The organism is Clostridium tetani (genome assembly GCF_900167265.1).
GTDB classification, from domain to species: Bacteria; Bacillota; Clostridia; order Clostridiales; family Clostridiaceae; genus Clostridium_G; species Clostridium_G tetani.
Genome location: NZ_FUWT01000010.1, coordinates 67494 through 85283, shown reverse-complemented (window position 1 = coordinate 85283; position 17790 = coordinate 67494). Strand labels below are relative to the sequence as shown.

Genomic DNA, 17790 nt, shown 5'->3' with positions numbered 1-17790 from the left:
TGTTGCACTAATGCGACAGCCTCTTTTATTACTTTATTATTTATTTAAAACTTCTTCTGCTTTTTTAACTAAATTTTCTATAGTAAATCCAAATTCCTTAAATAATACATCTCCTGGTGCAGATGCTCCAAAATGGTCTATTGATAGGATGTCTCCATCAAAACCTAAGTATTTATGCCATCCGAAAGAGGATGCAGCCTCTACTGCTAATCTCTTCGTAACATTTGATGGTAAAACTTCTTCTTTATATTCCTTACTTTGTTTTTCAAATACTTCTAAAGAAGGCATGCTTACAACTCTTACCTTGATTCCCTTTTCTTCTAGTATTTTAGCTCCTTCGTATATAAGTTCTACTTCAGAACCAGTAGCCATTAGAATAATATCTGGTTTTTTATCTTCTGTATCCTTTAATATATATGCTCCTTTTAGGGCATCTTTACCTGTTTCATTGTATAAAGGCAAGTTTTGTCTTGATAATACTAAAGATACTGGACCATCTTCTTTAGTTATAGCATAATACCACGCTGCTGCTGTTTCCTTTGCATCAGCTGGTCTAAATACTGTCATATTTGGAATACTTCTAAGAGACGCTAATTGCTCAATTGGTTCATGAGTTGGTCCATCTTCTCCAACTCCTATACTATCATGAGTTAATACATAAGTTATTGGTAAATTCATTAATGCTGATAATCTCATAGAAGGTTTCATATAATCTGAGAAAACAAAGAAAGTTGAAACAAATACCTTTAGTCCACCATGTAAATACATACCATTAGCAATAGCTGCCATTGCATGTTCTCTTACTCCAAAGTGTAGATTAGCTCCTTTTCTATCTTCCTTTGAAAAATCTCCCTTATCCTTCATATAAGTCTTATTAGATGGTGCTAAGTCAGCAGATCCTCCTATAAGGTTTGGGACAACCGCTGCCAATCTATTAATAACATCACCTGAGGCTGCTCTTGTTGCTGTTTTCTTTTCAAACTTCCAAAAATCTTCGTCATTTAAAAGATCCTTTTCTATTTTTCCACTAAACCAAAGTTCCCATTCCTTTGCTAACTCTGGATACTTATTATCGTATTCTTCTTTTAATTTGTTCCATTCCTCTTCTTCTTTTGATAGTTCTTCAACTTTTTCCTTCATATATTCTCTAACTTCTTCTGGAACAAAGAATTCTTCCTCATGACCCCATTTTAAGAATTCTCTTGTTATTTTTAAATTCTCTTCTCCTAAAGGTTCTCCATGAGCAGAGGATTTACCTTGTTTTGCAGGACATCCATAGCCTATTTGGGTTTTAATTATTATAATACTTGGTCTTTTCTTATCTGATTTCGCTTCTTTTATAGCTTTATCTATAGCTTCTACATCATTTCCATCTTCTACATTTATAACTTGCCAGTTATATGCCTCAAATCTTCCTTTAACATCTTCTGTAAATGCTATGTCAGTATTTCCTTCTATTGTAATATTATTAGAATCATATAAAACTATTAATTTATCTAATCCTAAAGTTCCTGCAAGGGATGCAGCTTCAGAAGATATTCCTTCCATTAAACATCCATCTCCCACAAGAGAATATGTATAATGATCTATTAATTCGCATCCAGGCTTATTAAATTTTTCTGCAAGATATGCCTCAGCCATAGCCATACCTACAGCATTTGCAATACCTTGACCCAGCGGTCCTGTAGTAGTTTCTACTCCAATAGTATGACCATATTCTGGGTGTCCTGGAGTTTTGCTTCCCCATTGTCTAAAGTCCTTTAAATCTTCCATTGTTAACCCGTAATTAAATAAATGAAGTAGAGAATATATCAACATAGATCCATGTCCTGCGGATAGTACAAATCTATCTCTATTAGTCCAATTAGGATTTTTAGGATTATGTTTCATGTTTTTAGCCCATAGAGTATAAGCCATAGGAGCAGATCCTAAAGGTAAGCCTGGATGTCCTGAGTTAGATTTTTGGATTGCTTCTGCTGATAAAATTCTAATAGTATTAATTGCTGTAGTATCTAATTTGTTCATATTTGTATAACTCCTTTCGTTGTTGAGCTTAAATATATAAAAAAGTGCAAAGCACTTTTTTAATTAATAATTAATAATGAGCAATGAATAATTATGGATATTTTTTCTCCATTAACATTACGAAAAAATTTTAATTGTGTAAAAGCTTTATGCTTAAATAGAGCTAAACTTTTGTAAATAAAACATCTTCGATGTTAAGTACATATTAATGAGTTACTTCATAAAATAACTATCCACCTAAATTGTTTATTATTCATTGTTAGTTGTTCATTAAAAAAATTACGTTGTAATTTTTTTAAAGCCTTTTCCCTGAACTTCTGATACGTCTAGTATAGAAATAAAAGCATGGTTATCTATTTGTTTTACCATCTGTTTTAGTTGTGGTAATTGAGATAAGGATACTACACAGTACAAAACTTTTTTACTTTTAGCAGTGTAGGCACCTTCTCCGTTTAGAAAGGTTACTCCTCTTCCTAAAGCCTCCATTACCCATTGACTTACTTCTTCTTCTTTCTCTGTTATTATGAATATTAATTTTTCTTTCTTATCAAATCCTTTTACTACCTTATCTATCATAGTAGCAGTTAAATACATAGAAACTAAAGTATATAATGCTATTTTAATATCAAATATAAAAGCACCTGCAAGAACAATTAGAAAATTAAATCCAAAGGAAATTTTCCCTATATCAAAATTTTCATGGTTCTTCTTAATTACAGAAGAAATTATATCTAATCCTCCTGTAGATCCTTGATTACTAAAACTTAATCCTACACCTACACCATTTAGTATACCACCATATATACATAATAATAAAATATCATCTAAAACCACTAGTCGTTGAAGCGGTCTTGTAATAATAAGCATAATAGATAAAGACACACTTCCTATTATAGTATTTATGGTGAATCTAGTATCCATTTTTTTATAACTTAAATATAAAAGCGGAAGATTTATTAAAAATACAGAATATCCTGTAGGTATATTCATAGTATATTCCAATATTAGAGCTAACCCCGATACTCCCCCTCCTAATAAACTTGCATTTACTATAAATGTATTAATTCCTATTGCAGATATTAGTGAACCTAAAATTATAAAGATTATGTTTTTTAGGCTCAATTTATTCAAGTACTTACTACTTTTCACTTCTTATCCCCCTTAAAAATTTGGTCTATTTAATAATAGTACATTTTTACAAATAAATAAAGCCCTCTTCTGATAATGAATAATTGTAGTGGAAGAAAATCCACCTAAATTGTTCATTATTCATTGTTACTTGTTCATTAATCAAATGTATTGATTTGCTGCACAGGCCCAGTCTTTTATTATTTCTTTCATATCCTGTAGTGCTAGAGTTACATCATTTTTTTTCACTTTCTTGTAAGAAAGCCTTTTTATTTCTCCAAAAGATTCCTTTAAAGACAAAGTTTCTTCACTTCCTGTTAAAACCCATAGTGTTTTATAATTTATGGGTTTTATTTTTAATTCTTCTTCACCCATGCCATCAGTAAAATATATAAGAATATAATCCCTTAGTTTATTGTCATATATATATCGAAACACTGGTGAGAAAGAAGTTCCTCCTCTAGTGTCTAATTTTTTCTTAATATCCCCTTCTCTTTTTACTTTATAAACTCTTCTTATAGCATTATCAGATTCAATTATTGTTATTTCTGCAGAATGTTTTTTTACAATATCAAATATTTCTACCATAACCTTTTGTATATCTTCATCACTCATACTTCCGCTTATATCTAAAGCTATTAGTAATTTTATTTTATGATCTGGTAGCTTTCCTCTTATATCTAATCTATTTGGCTGTCTTCTATCCTTTCTAGTAATTGTTTTTTTATACCCCATAGGTTGAGTTCCAATAACTTTTCTTAAATATTCATTCCATGGTATTTGTGCTTTTTTATTTAAATCTTTTAAGGCCCTTTGTATAGAACTTGAGATTTTTCCTTTACTTGCATTGTTAGCAGTTTTTTTTGTAAGTTCTTTTAAATGTTCTAAATCAAAATTATCCTTATTTAAATTCCAAACATCATGAGCATTTTCTATTTTACACTCTTCAATCTTTATGTCTTGTGAATTAATCATAAGTTCTTTATTTAAAATCTTTTTCTTACCTTTTTCACTTGTTAATTTATCTATGGCTTCCTTTATCTTTTCTGCATAGTATTCTGCATTTCTTTCATAGGATAAATCCCCATTAAGAGATAAGTTTACTTTTTCTATAGTAGAAGACCAAGAGGGAAGATTTTCAATGTACTGATTTATTGATATATCCAAGGCTGTATTTACTATAAAACTACTATACTTTTTTTTAAGCTGTCTTTCCCTTTTAAAGTGTCCAAACATTATATGATATATTTCGTGTTTTATAAGGGCTTTCATTTCTTCTAAACTACAATTTAAAAATAAAAATGGATTAAAGTGTAGTACAAAATGTGACAAAGACACCGTTGTTCCAAGTGGCCATAATATTTTAGTGTTTATTTCTCTTTTCATTTGCATAGAAAATAATCCGAAAAAATTATCTTCTCCCTTCATTAAGGAAAAAGTGGTAAGCTCTATTAGATAAAAGAATTTTTTTCTAAACTCACTATCCATTATTACTTTATCCTCTAAATTATATACATCTTTTAGTAATTCTCTTTTTAAGCTTTCAAATTTATTATTTACTTTAATCATCTCCTTGTTAGTTTAAATCCTGAAACATTTGAAAAAATCCCTCTATAAAAACTTCATTTTCTAAAAACTTATTATATATATCATTATAATTAAACTTAATTTCCTGCATAATACCCATTTTTAAATCTGATGGAAACAGTTGTATAAACATAGAAAATATATTTATATCTCTAGCTTTATTCCCATGCTTTCTTATATATGACAAAGCATTTTTAGCTTCTAGATAAAGTCTTGAATGACTTTCTTCTCTCACTTTTTTCTCTAATTCTTCATGTATTTTTTCATTTTCAAATATTTCTTCTGGAATTATTAAAGGTTTTTTATTTTCTTCTACAAAATTAATAAAATCTTGAGCTATACTCTCTCCGATATTCCCCTTAACTATATTGTAAAATATTTTAGATGGATAATTTTCTTTTAAATACACATTATACGCTTTAGAAACTCTTTCCCAACTTCTTGGAGTAGCTTTTATACTTTCTTGTGAGCTTGGGGTATGTAAATACTCTGGAAAGGATGCTATAAACTGAAGTATATCTTTATTTATATTAATATCTTCTCTCATACCCCAATTAATCCATGCGTTTACATCTGCATCTAATTCTATCCAAACAAATCTATCTTCCTGGGCTGGATCCATATCTACTACCTGATAATCTGTGTATTGAAAAGAATCGTATTTATTTGATGGATTCATAGCCGCTATTATATCTACTCTTGGAGATAAATTGTATCCATTTATTTCTCTATTTAATATTATATTCATAAGCTCTTGTTGAACACTATGCTCACATCTATTTATCTCATCTATAAATAGTAATACCCTTCTATCATCATTCTCTTCTAATGCCCTATCTATCTCTATAAGTTTTGTATGTACTGCATATACTGTCCTTTTTATTTTTTTACCTGTATCTTTGATTAAATATTCTTCTACTGTAGGTAATCCCCCTATTTCCCCTTCTTTTAAAAGATTACCATCTATATTTATCACATAGTAAGAATTTCTATTACCTAATTCTTTTATAAGTGAAGTTTTACCTATACCACTTTCTCCTATTATTAAAGGAACCTCTCCTGTTTTTATAACCATTTCTACAGCCATTATTACTTCGTTAAAATTCATTTGATACACTCCCTACATCCCTAAATTATAATCTACAAAAATTCCCTTAGCTTTCATGCTTCCAAACTTATGAATAAATTTAAATTTGTTTATGTTTAAAGCTTCAGTTTTTATAAAATCTAAAATAAAATCTTCATCTACATCTTCTTTACTTATCTCTTCTATAACAACCTTCTTTGCTAAATCTTCATAATCTTTATTTAAATACTTTACAACTTTAAAATTTACTTTTAAAAACGATCTTACTTTTTCCTCTGTAAGCTCTTTAATATAAATCATAGCTTGTTCCTGTGCTTTTACAGCTTCTAATTGCACTTCAAAGGATGGATTTTTTATATGTTTTATATAGCTCCAATCCTTTTTTACTGCCAAGACTATTATTTCATCACTTGGATTCTTTATATATTTTATAGCATCTGCATCTTTTTTTACCGCCATCCTTTGAATCTCTAAAGATGGATTCTCTATAAATTGTATTGCCCATCCTTTCATTCCTATAGCAGCTTTAATAGTATTTTCACTGGGATCTTTTATATATTTTAATGTATTCCAAGCATTTTTTACTGCATATATACACATTTCTTCTGTTGGGTTTTCTATATGTTCAATAATCCATGGGCTAGATTTTAAAGCTTGCCATTTTAAAGCCAATTCTGGATTTTTTATAAACCTTATTAAATTTGGATTTTCAGATATTGCAATACTGGCCATTTCCTCTGTTGGATTTTCTACAGATTTTATATAGTAAGGATCTCTTTTAATATATTCTATTATTTTTTCGCTATCTATCATTTTAGTCCACCTCTATTATTTTATGATTACTTTTATTTTACCATATTTTTATTTTTTTGCACTATAAAAGAGAATATATATTTAATAATATACATTCTCTTTTAACTTTTGATTTATGCTCTGTCTATATATCTTAAAATATTAATATCATAAGTAATATTATTAATACCATTGCAAATACATATATTGAATAGGTTATGCTATTCATCATATTTCCAGTTTTTATAAAGCTTTCATTTAAACTTTTTAGACTCTTTTGTGCATTGGCATCCTCTTTGCCTAACTGTCTTTTATAAATAGATATAAAATCTATTGGCTTTTCTCCAAGTTTTCTAAGTAAATGATTAATACCATATATTAAATTTAAAAGGCCCTCATCAAAAACCCTTAATATTAAACTACTATAGTGAAGAAGTGTCTTTAAAAGTGGTACATATATATTTTTTTCTAAGCTAAACCAATTTAAAGCTATATTTTCATACCACCAATTGTTTCCTTCTCCTTTTCTTAAAATTTTTCTTATGAAAAATTTATATATTAAAGTTCCTATTACAACTGATATTATTGAAGATTTTATATTTTCTAGGCTGTAAAAATTTCCAATAGCATGAGCTTGTATATTGAAAACCTCTCCACTTTTATATAGTATTTTCATAACTAAATCTCCTTTAATACCAAGAAATATAGTCATAAATGTAAGTACTATCATTGGGAAAAAGGTTATTTTACTTATTTTAATTTTCCCTTTATACTGGCTACCTGCACCTTCTTCTATAAATAATCCTATAAATATTTTTAATAAATAGGCTACAGTAAATCCGCTACTCAATATAAATATAATATCTCCAAAACTTACCCAGAAATTTTTATATAGTATTTTACTTTCAAGCAGAGCATGATGTAGTATATTTTTACTTATAAATCCATTAAATCCTGGCATAGCTGTAATTCCACAGATTGCTATGAAAAATAGAATTTTAAGTAACTTCTTATTTCTTCCAAATCCACCTATATGATTTATACTAAGTTCATGCAAATACATATATATAACTCCTGCTATCATAAATAAAAGCACTTTAAATATCATATGATTTATAATATGATATGTGGTACCATAAAAAGCCACATATTTATGCTCTTCTAATATTCCCATAAGACCTATGCCTACTAATATATATCCCATTTGGCTCATACTACTATATGCAAGTATTCTTTTTATGTTACGTTGAAACATGGCTAAGAATCCACCTATAAACATAGTCATAAATCCTAATACCAAAATGACCAAGGAAATTTTCTTATCTTCAGGAGTTATTATTTGAGATGTTATCATGATACCAAATATTCCTGTTTTTAAAAGTACACCTGATAAAACTGCACTAGCTGGGGCAGGTGCTGCAGGGTGAGCTTTAGGAAGCCATATATGTAATGGAAACATACCTGCCTTTATACCAAATCCAAATATAATTAAAAAAACTATGGCATATTTAATGTTCCCTAAATTAGCTAAAGAATTTTTTAATAAACTTATTTCTAAGGTTTGAGTATAATCAAACAAAAGAAATAATCCCATTAAAAGTACAAGTCCCCCCGTTACTGCCATTATTATATATGTCTCTCCTGCTTCATGGGAGTATTCATCCTCATCGTGAATTATTAATGGATAGGATGTAAGGGACATAATTTCAAAAAAAGTAAATAGATTTAAGAAATTTTCTGATATAAATATGCCCAAAGTACTCCAATATGTAAGCATAAAAAATAAATAATATCTATTTCTATTTTTATAGCTATTTAAATACTGTACAGAATAGATGGTAACTAAAAACCAAATCAGTGCAGTTAGCCAAATAAAAATATATCTAAACATATCTATTTTTAAAGAAAGTCCCGTTCCCATTATATCCTCTATAAAAAGTTCTATACTTTTATTACTTATATATGGAAATATATAAGTAATAACTAAAAAAACTATAAATGTTACTGCTATATTAAATCTATCTCTAATCTTTTCATTATATTTTCCTATTATAAATCCTACTAAAGATGCAATTAAAGGTACTATAAGTATTATGTAAAATATATAATTTAAATTCAAATAAAATCACCTCCCGCTTTTATATAACCTCTTTAGATATTTCAAGTAAAAAATTTAATACTGGATTAGGATATAGTCCTAATACTATAGTTATACAAGTTATAAGTATTATTGGAACTAGCATATTCTTTGGAGCTTCTTTAATTTCTATTTTTTCTACATTCTTATGTTGCTCATCTTTTTTAAAGAAAGCAACAGTTATAATAGGAAGTAAATACATTGCGGTTAAAAGGGCACTAATTAACAATATAGCTGGAAAAATTACTTTACCTTCTAAAAGTCCACCTTGAGCCAAGTACCACTTACTTACAAAACCATTAGTTGGAGGTATTCCAATTAATGATATAGAAGATATGGTAAAGCACCACATAGTATAGGGCATTTCTTTACCTATACCTTTTATTTCATCTATATCTGTTTTCCCTCTTGTATACATTATTGTACCTACACAGAAAAACAATGTAATCTTTATAACAGCATGGTTTATTAAATGCAAAAGGCCTCCTACAAGGGAATTGCCATTTAAAATTAATATCCCTAAGAGTATGTATCCTAATTGACTTATAGTAGAATATGCTAATCTCTTTTTTAAGTTACTTTGGTGAAGTGCTAAAAAAGAGCCCATGAGTATAGATATGGTTACAAATAATAATAGATATTTTCTACCATATATCAGCTTAACTATTTCCCCACCAAATACATAGTAGGTAATTCTTATAAGAGCAAATACACCAGATTTCACTACCGCTACTGCATGCAATAAGGAACTTACGGGTGTAGGTGCAACCATTGCCTTTGGAAGCCAGGAATGAAAAGGTACTAAGGCAGCCTTTACTCCAAAGCCTAAAAACATTACTATGTAACTTGTAGATATTAAAGTTTTATTTAACTTAAAATCCCTTATGATACCTTTAGGATAAAAATCTAATCCTTTAGTTACGGCAAATAAAAATATCATACCTAAAAGAACGAAGGTAGCTCCTACAAAGGAATATATTAAATATTTTCTACCACTTTTTAAAGCCTCCCTACTTCCTGAGTGTATAACTAGAGGGAAAGTAGCTAATGTTAAAACTTCATAAAATAGATATAGTGTTACTAAATTTCCTGAAAAAGATATACCTAATGTTACCCCTAAAGTTACCAAGAAAAAAGCAAAAAATCTATTTTCCTTTCCTTCATGCTTCATATATTCCATAGAATAAAAACTAGTAAATATCCAAAGTATAGATACTAATAGTGAAAAGAATACTCCTAATTTATCTATCTTTAAATAAATATCTAAAAACTCATTTATTTTTACAACTGTAAAAAAAGCTGTTCCTTTATTTTTGAAAATGTATATTATAAAAAATAGATTTAAAAACACTGTTATAGCTACTATAGAATTTCTAATATTTTCTCTAAATCTTCCAAAGCCTATAAAAATCGCTATGACCATTGGAAAAAGTATAGGTATTAAAACTATTGCTGTATTCAAAATTTAACCTCCTAAACTAAACTTGTTCTTATTAGTTCTATTATGTCACTTGATGCTGTACCTACATATATCATTGCGAAAATTAAAATAATTATAGGCAATAGTTGAACTATAGGTGTATTTTTACTTTTATATACTTTATTTTTTAAATTATCTTCACCAAAAAAACCATTTACTACTATAGGAAAATAATATACTGCATTTAAAAGACTGCTTAATAGTATTATTACTATTAAAATAGGTCTTTGTGATTCAATAGATGCTAATGCCAAATACCATTTACTTATAAACCCTGGAAGAAGTGGAATTCCTATCATAGATAGAGACGCTATAAAAAATAAAGCTAATGTATAAGGCATTTCTGCACCTACACCCTTTAATTTATCTAAATCTTTTTCTCCAGTTCCTTTAATAATATCCCCTGCGCATAGGAATAGAGCAGATTTTGTTATTGCATGGCCAACTATATGAAATATAGATATTATAAAACCCATTTCTGTACCAAGACCCAATGCAAAAAATATATATCCCATTTGTGCTACTGTTGAATAGGCTATGACTCTTTTAAAATTCTTTTGTACTATAGCAAGTAAAGAGCCAAATATCATACCTGCACATCCTAAGATAAGTATTACTTTAAGTATGGAAAATTCTCTTAATAAATCTATACCAAAAACTCTAAATAACATTTTTATTAAAAATATTACATATCCCTTTAAAACCAATGAAGATAATAAAGCACTAGATGATGTTGGTGCGCTAGAGTGAGCATCTGGAAGCCATGTATGTAGTGGAAACATTGCACTTTTAACTCCAAGTCCCACAGTGAACAGCCCCATACTTATAAGTAATAAGTTTTTATGATTCATATAATTTTTTACAAGCTCATTATGCATATATGTCATATTTAAATGACCTGTAATTGAATAAAGAAATGCTATACCCATTAATACAAGACCTGATCCTAAACAACTCATTATAAGATATTTCATACCTGCTTTTATATTTTCTTTTTTATCTTTTATTACAACTATTCCACAAGAAGCTAAGTTCCCTATTTCAATGAAAACAAATACATTAAATATATCATTTGAGAAAACCATGCCTAGTAGAGAACCTACCAAAACACTAACTAAGAAGTAATAAAATGGTATTCTACTTTTTTTTATGTCATGTTCTATACTGTATATTGAATACCATACTATCATTGTTGCTACAAAGGAAAATAACAGCCCGATTATTATCTCTACCGTTCCAATATGAAATTCTACTCCAAAGGGAGCATTATAGTATCCTATTTTATAAAAGTAATCACCATTTATTTGTACATATTTAAAAGTAGTTGCATATAATAAAAAGCAAATTGTAAAAGATGCAATACTTATTCCTTTTATTATGGGAATCCTTTTTACTAAAATCATAACTGGAGCCAATAAAAAAAGTAATAAAATGCATATTAGTGGAAAACTATCTATTGGTATCATTGTGTTCCCTCCCCTTTTAATATTTCATCTAATTCTATGGTTCCGTATTTTTCATATATTTTAATTGTTAAGGCTAATGCAAAGGCTGTGGTACTTACAGCTACAACTATTCCTGTAAGCATAAGAGATGTTGGAATTGGATTTATATATCCTTCCACTCCTTTAAATTCACCTACTATAATAGGTGCTTCTTTTCCTTTTATGTACCCCTTTGCAATAAAAAATAAAAAAACCGCAGTATCCATTATGTTTAATCCTATAATTTTTTTTATTAAATTATTATGTAAAAGCAAAGTTACAAATCCTATACCAAATAGAATAATAGATGCTGATTCGTAATAATTTGCAAATAGTTTTTCCATTCTATATTTCTCCTTCTTTAAATAGACTGAATAAAAAATACATAGTTATACTTACTAAAGCTCCAACTATAATATTAAGAGGAAGAATAAACCCTGCACTTATAATATTACCTTCTTTACCTAAGGGAGGTGATGGCCAATGCATAGAGCTTCCACCACTTATGAAACTATATCCTTTCATACCTCCATATAAAATCAAACCAAAAGAAGATATTTTTATAAGGGATGAATAGTTTATTTTTTTATCTGTTTCTTTTTTACCGTAAACTATTCTATATAGTATAAAACTTACTCCTATAATAGCTCCTCCTGCAAATCCTCCACCTGGACTTAAATGCCCATGAAATATAATATATACGCCAAATATTTGTATAAAAGGTATTACAAATTTACATACTTCTTTTAAAATAATCTCTTTATTTTCCACTTAGTGCTCCACATCCTTTTTTAAAACTACCATAACTGCTATAGCTGATGTAAACAAAACGCTGGCTTCTACAAAGGTATCAAAAGCCCTATAATCTAAAATTACTCCTGTAACTATATTAGTAGCTCCTGTTTCTTTTGCACTATTTTCTATGTAATACTTTGAAACTTCTCCATGAACAGGAGGTTGTCCTTTGCCAAACTCAGGTAAATCCTTTACACCTAATAACAAAATATAAATTAGTGATATGGAAATGATACCTGCTAATATTTTTTTCACTTTTTTGCCCCCCTAACTCTACTTAAAGTTATAACAAAAAGTATTGTTGTTATACCTGCACCTACTGCTGCTTCAGTGATAGCCAAATCTGGGGCATTAAGCTGTTGCCAAAGTATTGCCATAATTAAGCTATATACTGTAAATATTATAACGGCACCTAATAAATCCTTTATATATGAAACTGCAACAGAAGATGCTATTAAAAATAAAAGCATTATTATACTAAATATTTTCATTGTTTTTCACCCCGTCTTCTGTGACCTTTGGCTTATTTATACCATATTGAGCTTTCCCTATTAAATGGGTGGCTGTAGGATTAGTTATCCATATAAATATAAGTATTAAAAATAACTTTAAGGAGGTTACTTTGAAACCATTAAATATAATAAGAGCAGTTATAGTTAGAAGTACACCTAAGGTATCGCATTTCGCTGCGCTATGTATTCTTGTAAAAACGTCTGGTAATCTTAATATGCCTATAGTTCCAACTAGAAAAAAGAAAAGGCCTCCTAATATAAAAATTCCACCTATTATGGTTATTATCATTTACAATTTCCTCCTAATTTATGTATAAAGTTTGCAATAACTAATGTAGCAACAAAACTTATCATGGCATAAACTAAGGCTACATCTATAAAATAAGATTCATTTAGTATAAAGGATACCAATAAAATAAGTATTATAGTTTTAGTACTTATTACATTTACAGCTATTAATCTATCTGCTGAGGTAGGTCCTTTCATGGCTCTATACATACAGCCTATAATGGTGAAAGATAGAAAGAGTATAGCAAAAACTAATATATTATGAATCATTTTTATCCTCCCTACTATCTTCAAATTTCAAAAGAATTTTTTCAAAATCAGAGTCTTTTAACTCATGTATATTGCTTTCTTCTAAACAATGAACAGTGAAGCTATTATCCTGTAATTCTACAGTTAGAGTTCCTGGTGTTAATGTTATAGAGTTAGCTAATATAGTTCTTAAAAAATTTGATCTAATTTTTGTTTCAAAAGTTACAATTTTTGGTGATATGTTCATTTTAGGACTTAATATTATTTTAGCTACGTGGAAATTTGATTTAAAAACTTCCTTAACAAGACAAAAACAGTATGTCAATATATATTTACCCTTTTTAAGTTTAATATTTCTATTATTTATACATAGAGTTTTTTTATTAAACTTAAAAATGGAATAAGATATAACATATCCTAAGATAACTGTTTCTAATGTAAATCTTTGTGCTAATATAAGCCAAAATATTAAATATAGATGAATTATTAAAATTTTCACTTTCTCCTCTCTCTCCTCCTTTTTTTATTTTAATAATATCTTAACAAATTATACATATATTCGTCTATATATTTTATATCTTTCTAATAAAATATATAAAAAAACCCTAATATAATTTAAAATTTAATAAATTATATTAGGGCTTTTACAATTAACAACTAATAACTTGATAAATATCTCATACCTGTGTCTGGTAATAACACCACTATATTTTTACCTTTATTCTCTTCTCTTTTACCTATTTCTTTTGCCGCATATAATGCAGCTCCTGAAGATATTCCTACAAACAATCCTTCTAATTTAACTATTTTCTTCATAATTTCTATGGATTCTTCATTAGGAGCTTTAAATATCTCATCTATTATATTCATATCTAATATTTCTGGAATAAAGCCTGCTCCTATACCCTGTATTTTGTGTGGCCCCGGTTTCCCACCAGACAAAATAGGTGAATTTTCAGGCTCCACTGCTACAATTTTTATATTTTTATTATATTCTTTTAATCCTTCTCCAACACCTGTTACTGTACCACCAGTTCCAACTCCCGCAATAAATATATCTACCTTTCCATCCAAATCATTTATTATTTCTTTTGCTGTTGTTATTTTATGAATAGCTGAGTTGGAAGGGTTATTAAATTGTTGTGGAATAAAAACATTTCCCATTTCCTTTGCTAATTCTTCTGCTTTTTGTATAGAACCATTCATTCCCTTGTTTCCAGGAGTTAAAACTACTTCTGCCCCATAAGCCTTTAGTATATTTCTTCTTTCTATACTCATAGTCTCTGGCATAGTCAAAATCAATCTATATCCTTTAATTGCACAAATTAAAGCTAAGCCTATACCTGTATTTCCACTAGTTGGCTCAATTATTACAGTATCTTTATTTATTAGATTAGTCCTCTCAGCTTCTTCTATCATAGATAATGCTGCTCTATCCTTTACACTACCTGATGGATTAAAATATTCCACCTTTGCAATTATATTTGAATCTAATCCATTTTTCTTTTCAAATTTATTTAGGTTTACAAGTGGTGTCTTTCCTATAAGCTCTATTAGATTATTGTATATTTTCATATAATCCTCTCCTTTTATTTATATATTTAGATGATGTTTTTCAACTATTCCATTAAGCATTAATGCAATAGCTCAGTCTCCTGTTATATTGCAAACTGTATCATTACTTTACCTATAGCTTAAGTAGGTATTTAGTGAAAAAATATTATATATAATACATATATCCTGGATTTTTATATCCTTTATATTCCTGTACTAACTCTTCTAATGTTATGGAATCTACTAAAGTATTAATTTCTTTATTTAGTTTATTCCAAACATTTCTTTTTAAGCATAGTTCCATAATATTACTATCATTATATTCTTCTAAATTTACTACCTCTAACTCCCCTTCTAAAGTTCTTAATATATCTCCTACTGTTATTTCATTATCATTTCTTGCTAAAGTATACCCTCCTTGAGGACCTTTTTTACTATTTATTAAACCATTCTTTTTTAAAACTGATAGGATTTGTTCTAAATATTTTTCTGATATATCTTCCATTTCTGAAATACTTTTTTTAGTAACACTTTCTAAAGAAGAATACACCCCTATATTTACCATAGCTTTTAATCCGTATCTGCCTTTAGTTGAAATTTGCATTAATGTCACCTCTTATTCACTACTATTCCTATATGTTTAGTATGATTATATTCTATTTGAGTTTTTTTGTCAATAATTTATATCAAAATTCTATATACATACATACCATGAAATTATGACTATATTATATGTTAAGGGAGATTTTAATATGAGTATTTTATCTATATTAATATTTGCAATATCATCTACTTGTGATAGTTTCATAATCGGTATAAGTTATGGAATAAATAAAATAAGAATAAATTTTTTAAGCAACTTATTAGTTGCACTAATAAGTGGACTCGGTACTTTTCTATCCATGTTACCAGGAGCTAAATTAATTAATTATATATCTCCTAAGCAAGCTAATAAATTCGGAAGCTTGCTTCTTATTATGGTAGGTATATGTTTAATAATAAATAGTTTACGTAAAAAAAATAAATTTAATGATGAAAGCTCTTATTCGGACCTTTTAAAAAATCCTGAAAAAATGGACTTTGATTCTTCGAAAAACATAGAGCTTAAAGAGGCTATATATCTTGGTATATTCCTTTGTTTAAATAATATAGGCCTTGGTATAATGGCAAGTATCATAGGATTAAATATTTACGTCACCTCATTTTTATCTTTTTTATTTAGTTTAATTTTTTTAAAGTTAGGATGTTTTATAGGAAAAAAAGCTTCTGCTCATAGTTTTAATGATAAATTTGCAGAAATTTCCTCTTATATATTAATAATTTTACTTGGGATATGGGAACTTTTTAGTTAATGAAGAATGAACAATGAATAATTGTGGATAGCTTTTCTCCACTTCGTTACGAAAAACTTTTAATTTTATAAATATAGTAATGTTCAGCTTGCTGAACGAGCCTACAAAATAAAACTAAAGATTTTCTGTAGCAAAGCGGAAGAAAATCATCCTTAATTGTTCATTATATAAAAAAGCTTGCAAACTAAATTGCAAGCTTTTTTATATTAACTATTCTCTTATAAATATATTGGAGTTCTCGTATTCTTGCCATCTTTCTGCTTCTCTTAAAGCTTCTTCAGGTTTTTTACCTTCTCCTACTAATGCACCAGATAAAATAAATTTAGAAAATAAATAATCTAAGTTTATTCCCATATCTTTTTCTTGTAAAGCCCTATCTACTAAAGGGGAAATATTTTCAAAGAGTTCTTTAGAATCAAAGCTTTCATTGCTAATATCCTCTGTGTCATCCATATCTTCCGCATTGTCTATATTATCTATAACATCTATATATTCCATATCATCTATATTATCTATAACAGGAATATCATCTACTTCTTCGCCTCTCATTCTTTTAGATTTTCTACAACAATTCATTAAAAGAATGTAATTAAGATATATAGCATGTTTTATTTTATCTGTTATCATCTGGAATAAGATATCCCTATCACATCTCCTTGGAAGTCCTGATCTAATTAAGCTGTATTTTTCCATAGCTTTGATTGCTCCAAATAAAGCCTTTTTAATACCTTCAAAGTAATGTTTAGGTTTTTTAGATTCTCCGCATTTTTTAGGACAAATAACTTTTCCGGTATAATCCATGTATATTTCTCTAAGCCATCTTACATGATTTTTTTCATCTTCTTTTATAGATTTTAATATTTCCTTTTGCTCTTTATTACATGCCATAGATATTAAGTGATCATATTCTCTTTGATTCTTTTCAGCCTCTTCTATAGCCTCTTTTATCATACAAAGAGATCGTTTTAAACCTTCCTTTGAAAAATCCTTTCCATAGTCTGCACAATAGTCTATACAGTTATTGCTCCAATTACCCCAATTTCCCCACATAGGATTACAACAATGCATATTATAGTCTTTCATATATTCCTCCACAAATGAATTTTTACACACTTTTATTATATGATTAAAGACTCTGTTTCGTACCTATTTTATTATTTTAACTTATATTTCCACCTATAATTTCCCAGGAAATGTATTATAATGAATAATGAGGATCCCATGTATCGTAGTGGAAAAAGCTTCATATAAGTTGTTCATTAAACAAAGCTTTATGCTATAATAATATATATCCATTCCATTTATTATTTAAATATACTA

Annotated in this window: 19 protein-coding genes; 1 reads left to right on the top strand and 18 read right to left on the bottom strand. The window is 28.2% G+C overall.

What is annotated here, in order from left to right; genetic code table 11:
* Positions 1-36 precede the first annotated feature (36 nt).
* From tkt to B5D21_RS08835, 17 genes are all read right to left on the bottom strand, one after another.
* Complete coding sequence (gene tkt, locus B5D21_RS08915) at positions 37-2025, bottom strand: transketolase (protein WP_011099558.1); 1989 nt, start codon at positions 2023-2025, stop codon at positions 37-39.
* A gap of 279 nt (positions 2026-2304) precedes the next feature.
* A complete protein-coding gene (locus B5D21_RS08910) occupies positions 2305-3174 on the bottom strand; it encodes a YitT family protein (RefSeq protein WP_011099559.1) in 870 nt (289 codons plus the stop codon).
* A gap of 141 nt (positions 3175-3315) precedes the next feature.
* Positions 3316-4722 carry a vWA domain-containing protein gene (locus B5D21_RS08905; protein WP_011099560.1) on the bottom strand — a complete coding sequence of 469 codons (1407 nt, stop codon included), beginning with the start codon at positions 4720-4722 and terminating at the stop codon, positions 3316-3318.
* A gap of 7 nt (positions 4723-4729) precedes the next feature.
* Positions 4730-5848: an ATP-binding protein gene (locus B5D21_RS08900; RefSeq protein WP_035124858.1), complete on the bottom strand. Its 1119-nt coding sequence runs from the start codon at positions 5846-5848 to the stop codon at positions 4730-4732.
* A gap of 12 nt (positions 5849-5860) precedes the next feature.
* Positions 5861-6640 carry a hypothetical protein gene (locus B5D21_RS08895; RefSeq protein ID WP_011099562.1) on the bottom strand — a complete coding sequence of 260 codons (780 nt, stop codon included), beginning with the start codon at positions 6638-6640 and terminating at the stop codon, positions 5861-5863.
* Between the two features lie 133 nt (positions 6641-6773).
* Complete coding sequence (locus B5D21_RS08890; RefSeq protein ID WP_011099563.1) at positions 6774-8738, bottom strand: complex I subunit 5 family protein; 1965 nt, start codon at positions 8736-8738, stop codon at positions 6774-6776.
* Positions 8739-8757: 19 nt separating this feature from the next.
* A complete protein-coding gene (locus B5D21_RS08885) occupies positions 8758-10218 on the bottom strand; it encodes a complex I subunit 5 family protein (RefSeq protein WP_011099564.1) in 1461 nt (486 codons plus the stop codon).
* A gap of 11 nt (positions 10219-10229) precedes the next feature.
* Entirely contained in the window at positions 10230-11702 is a 1473-nt protein-coding gene (locus B5D21_RS08880) for a complex I subunit 5 family protein (protein ID WP_011099565.1), read from the bottom strand.
* Positions 11699-12064 carry a sodium:proton antiporter gene (locus B5D21_RS08875; protein ID WP_011099566.1) on the bottom strand — a complete coding sequence of 122 codons (366 nt, stop codon included), beginning with the start codon at positions 12062-12064 and terminating at the stop codon, positions 11699-11701. The genes B5D21_RS08880 and B5D21_RS08875 overlap by 4 nt, the downstream gene beginning before the upstream one ends.
* A gap of 1 nt (position 12065) precedes the next feature.
* Positions 12066-12491: an MnhB domain-containing protein gene (locus B5D21_RS08870; RefSeq protein WP_011099567.1), complete on the bottom strand. Its 426-nt coding sequence runs from the start codon at positions 12489-12491 to the stop codon at positions 12066-12068.
* The gene (gene mbhE, locus B5D21_RS08865) at positions 12492-12770 is read right to left on the bottom strand and encodes a hydrogen gas-evolving membrane-bound hydrogenase subunit E (RefSeq protein ID WP_052040354.1); all 279 of its coding nucleotides are present in this window, start codon (positions 12768-12770) and stop codon (positions 12492-12494) included. It abuts the gene before it with no gap.
* Entirely contained in the window at positions 12767-13006 is a 240-nt protein-coding gene (locus B5D21_RS08860; RefSeq protein ID WP_035124856.1) for a hydrogenase subunit MbhD domain-containing protein, read from the bottom strand. The genes mbhE and B5D21_RS08860 overlap by 4 nt, the downstream gene beginning before the upstream one ends.
* Positions 12993-13316 carry a monovalent cation/H(+) antiporter subunit G gene (gene mnhG, locus B5D21_RS08855; RefSeq protein WP_035124854.1) on the bottom strand — a complete coding sequence of 108 codons (324 nt, stop codon included), beginning with the start codon at positions 13314-13316 and terminating at the stop codon, positions 12993-12995. The genes B5D21_RS08860 and mnhG overlap by 14 nt, the downstream gene beginning before the upstream one ends.
* A complete protein-coding gene (locus B5D21_RS08850; RefSeq protein WP_035109836.1) occupies positions 13313-13585 on the bottom strand; it encodes an MrpF/PhaF family protein in 273 nt (90 codons plus the stop codon). Before B5D21_RS08850 ends, mnhG begins: the two co-directional genes overlap by 4 nt.
* Positions 13575-14063, bottom strand: a complete 489-nt coding sequence (locus B5D21_RS08845) for a Na+/H+ antiporter subunit E (RefSeq protein ID WP_011099568.1) — start codon at positions 14061-14063, stop codon at positions 13575-13577. The genes B5D21_RS08850 and B5D21_RS08845 overlap by 11 nt, the downstream gene beginning before the upstream one ends.
* Positions 14064-14221: 158 nt before the next feature.
* Positions 14222-15139 carry a cysteine synthase A gene (gene cysK / locus B5D21_RS08840; protein WP_011099569.1) on the bottom strand — a complete coding sequence of 306 codons (918 nt, stop codon included), beginning with the start codon at positions 15137-15139 and terminating at the stop codon, positions 14222-14224.
* A 145-nt stretch (positions 15140-15284) separates the two neighbouring features.
* Positions 15285-15722 (bottom strand): Rrf2 family transcriptional regulator, encoded by a 438-nt coding sequence (locus B5D21_RS08835; RefSeq protein WP_035109835.1) that lies wholly within the window; start codon positions 15720-15722, stop codon positions 15285-15287.
* Between the two features lie 148 nt (positions 15723-15870).
* On the opposite strand from B5D21_RS08835, the gene ytaF reads away from it, so the two are divergent.
* Entirely contained in the window at positions 15871-16470 is a 600-nt protein-coding gene (gene ytaF / locus B5D21_RS08830) for a sporulation membrane protein YtaF (protein ID WP_035109834.1), read from the top strand.
* Positions 16471-16680: 210 nt separating this feature from the next.
* On the opposite strand, the gene B5D21_RS08825 is transcribed toward ytaF, so the two are convergent.
* Positions 16681-17553: a hypothetical protein gene (locus B5D21_RS08825; RefSeq protein WP_052042371.1), complete on the bottom strand. Its 873-nt coding sequence runs from the start codon at positions 17551-17553 to the stop codon at positions 16681-16683.
* Positions 17554-17790: the final 237 nt, after the last annotated feature.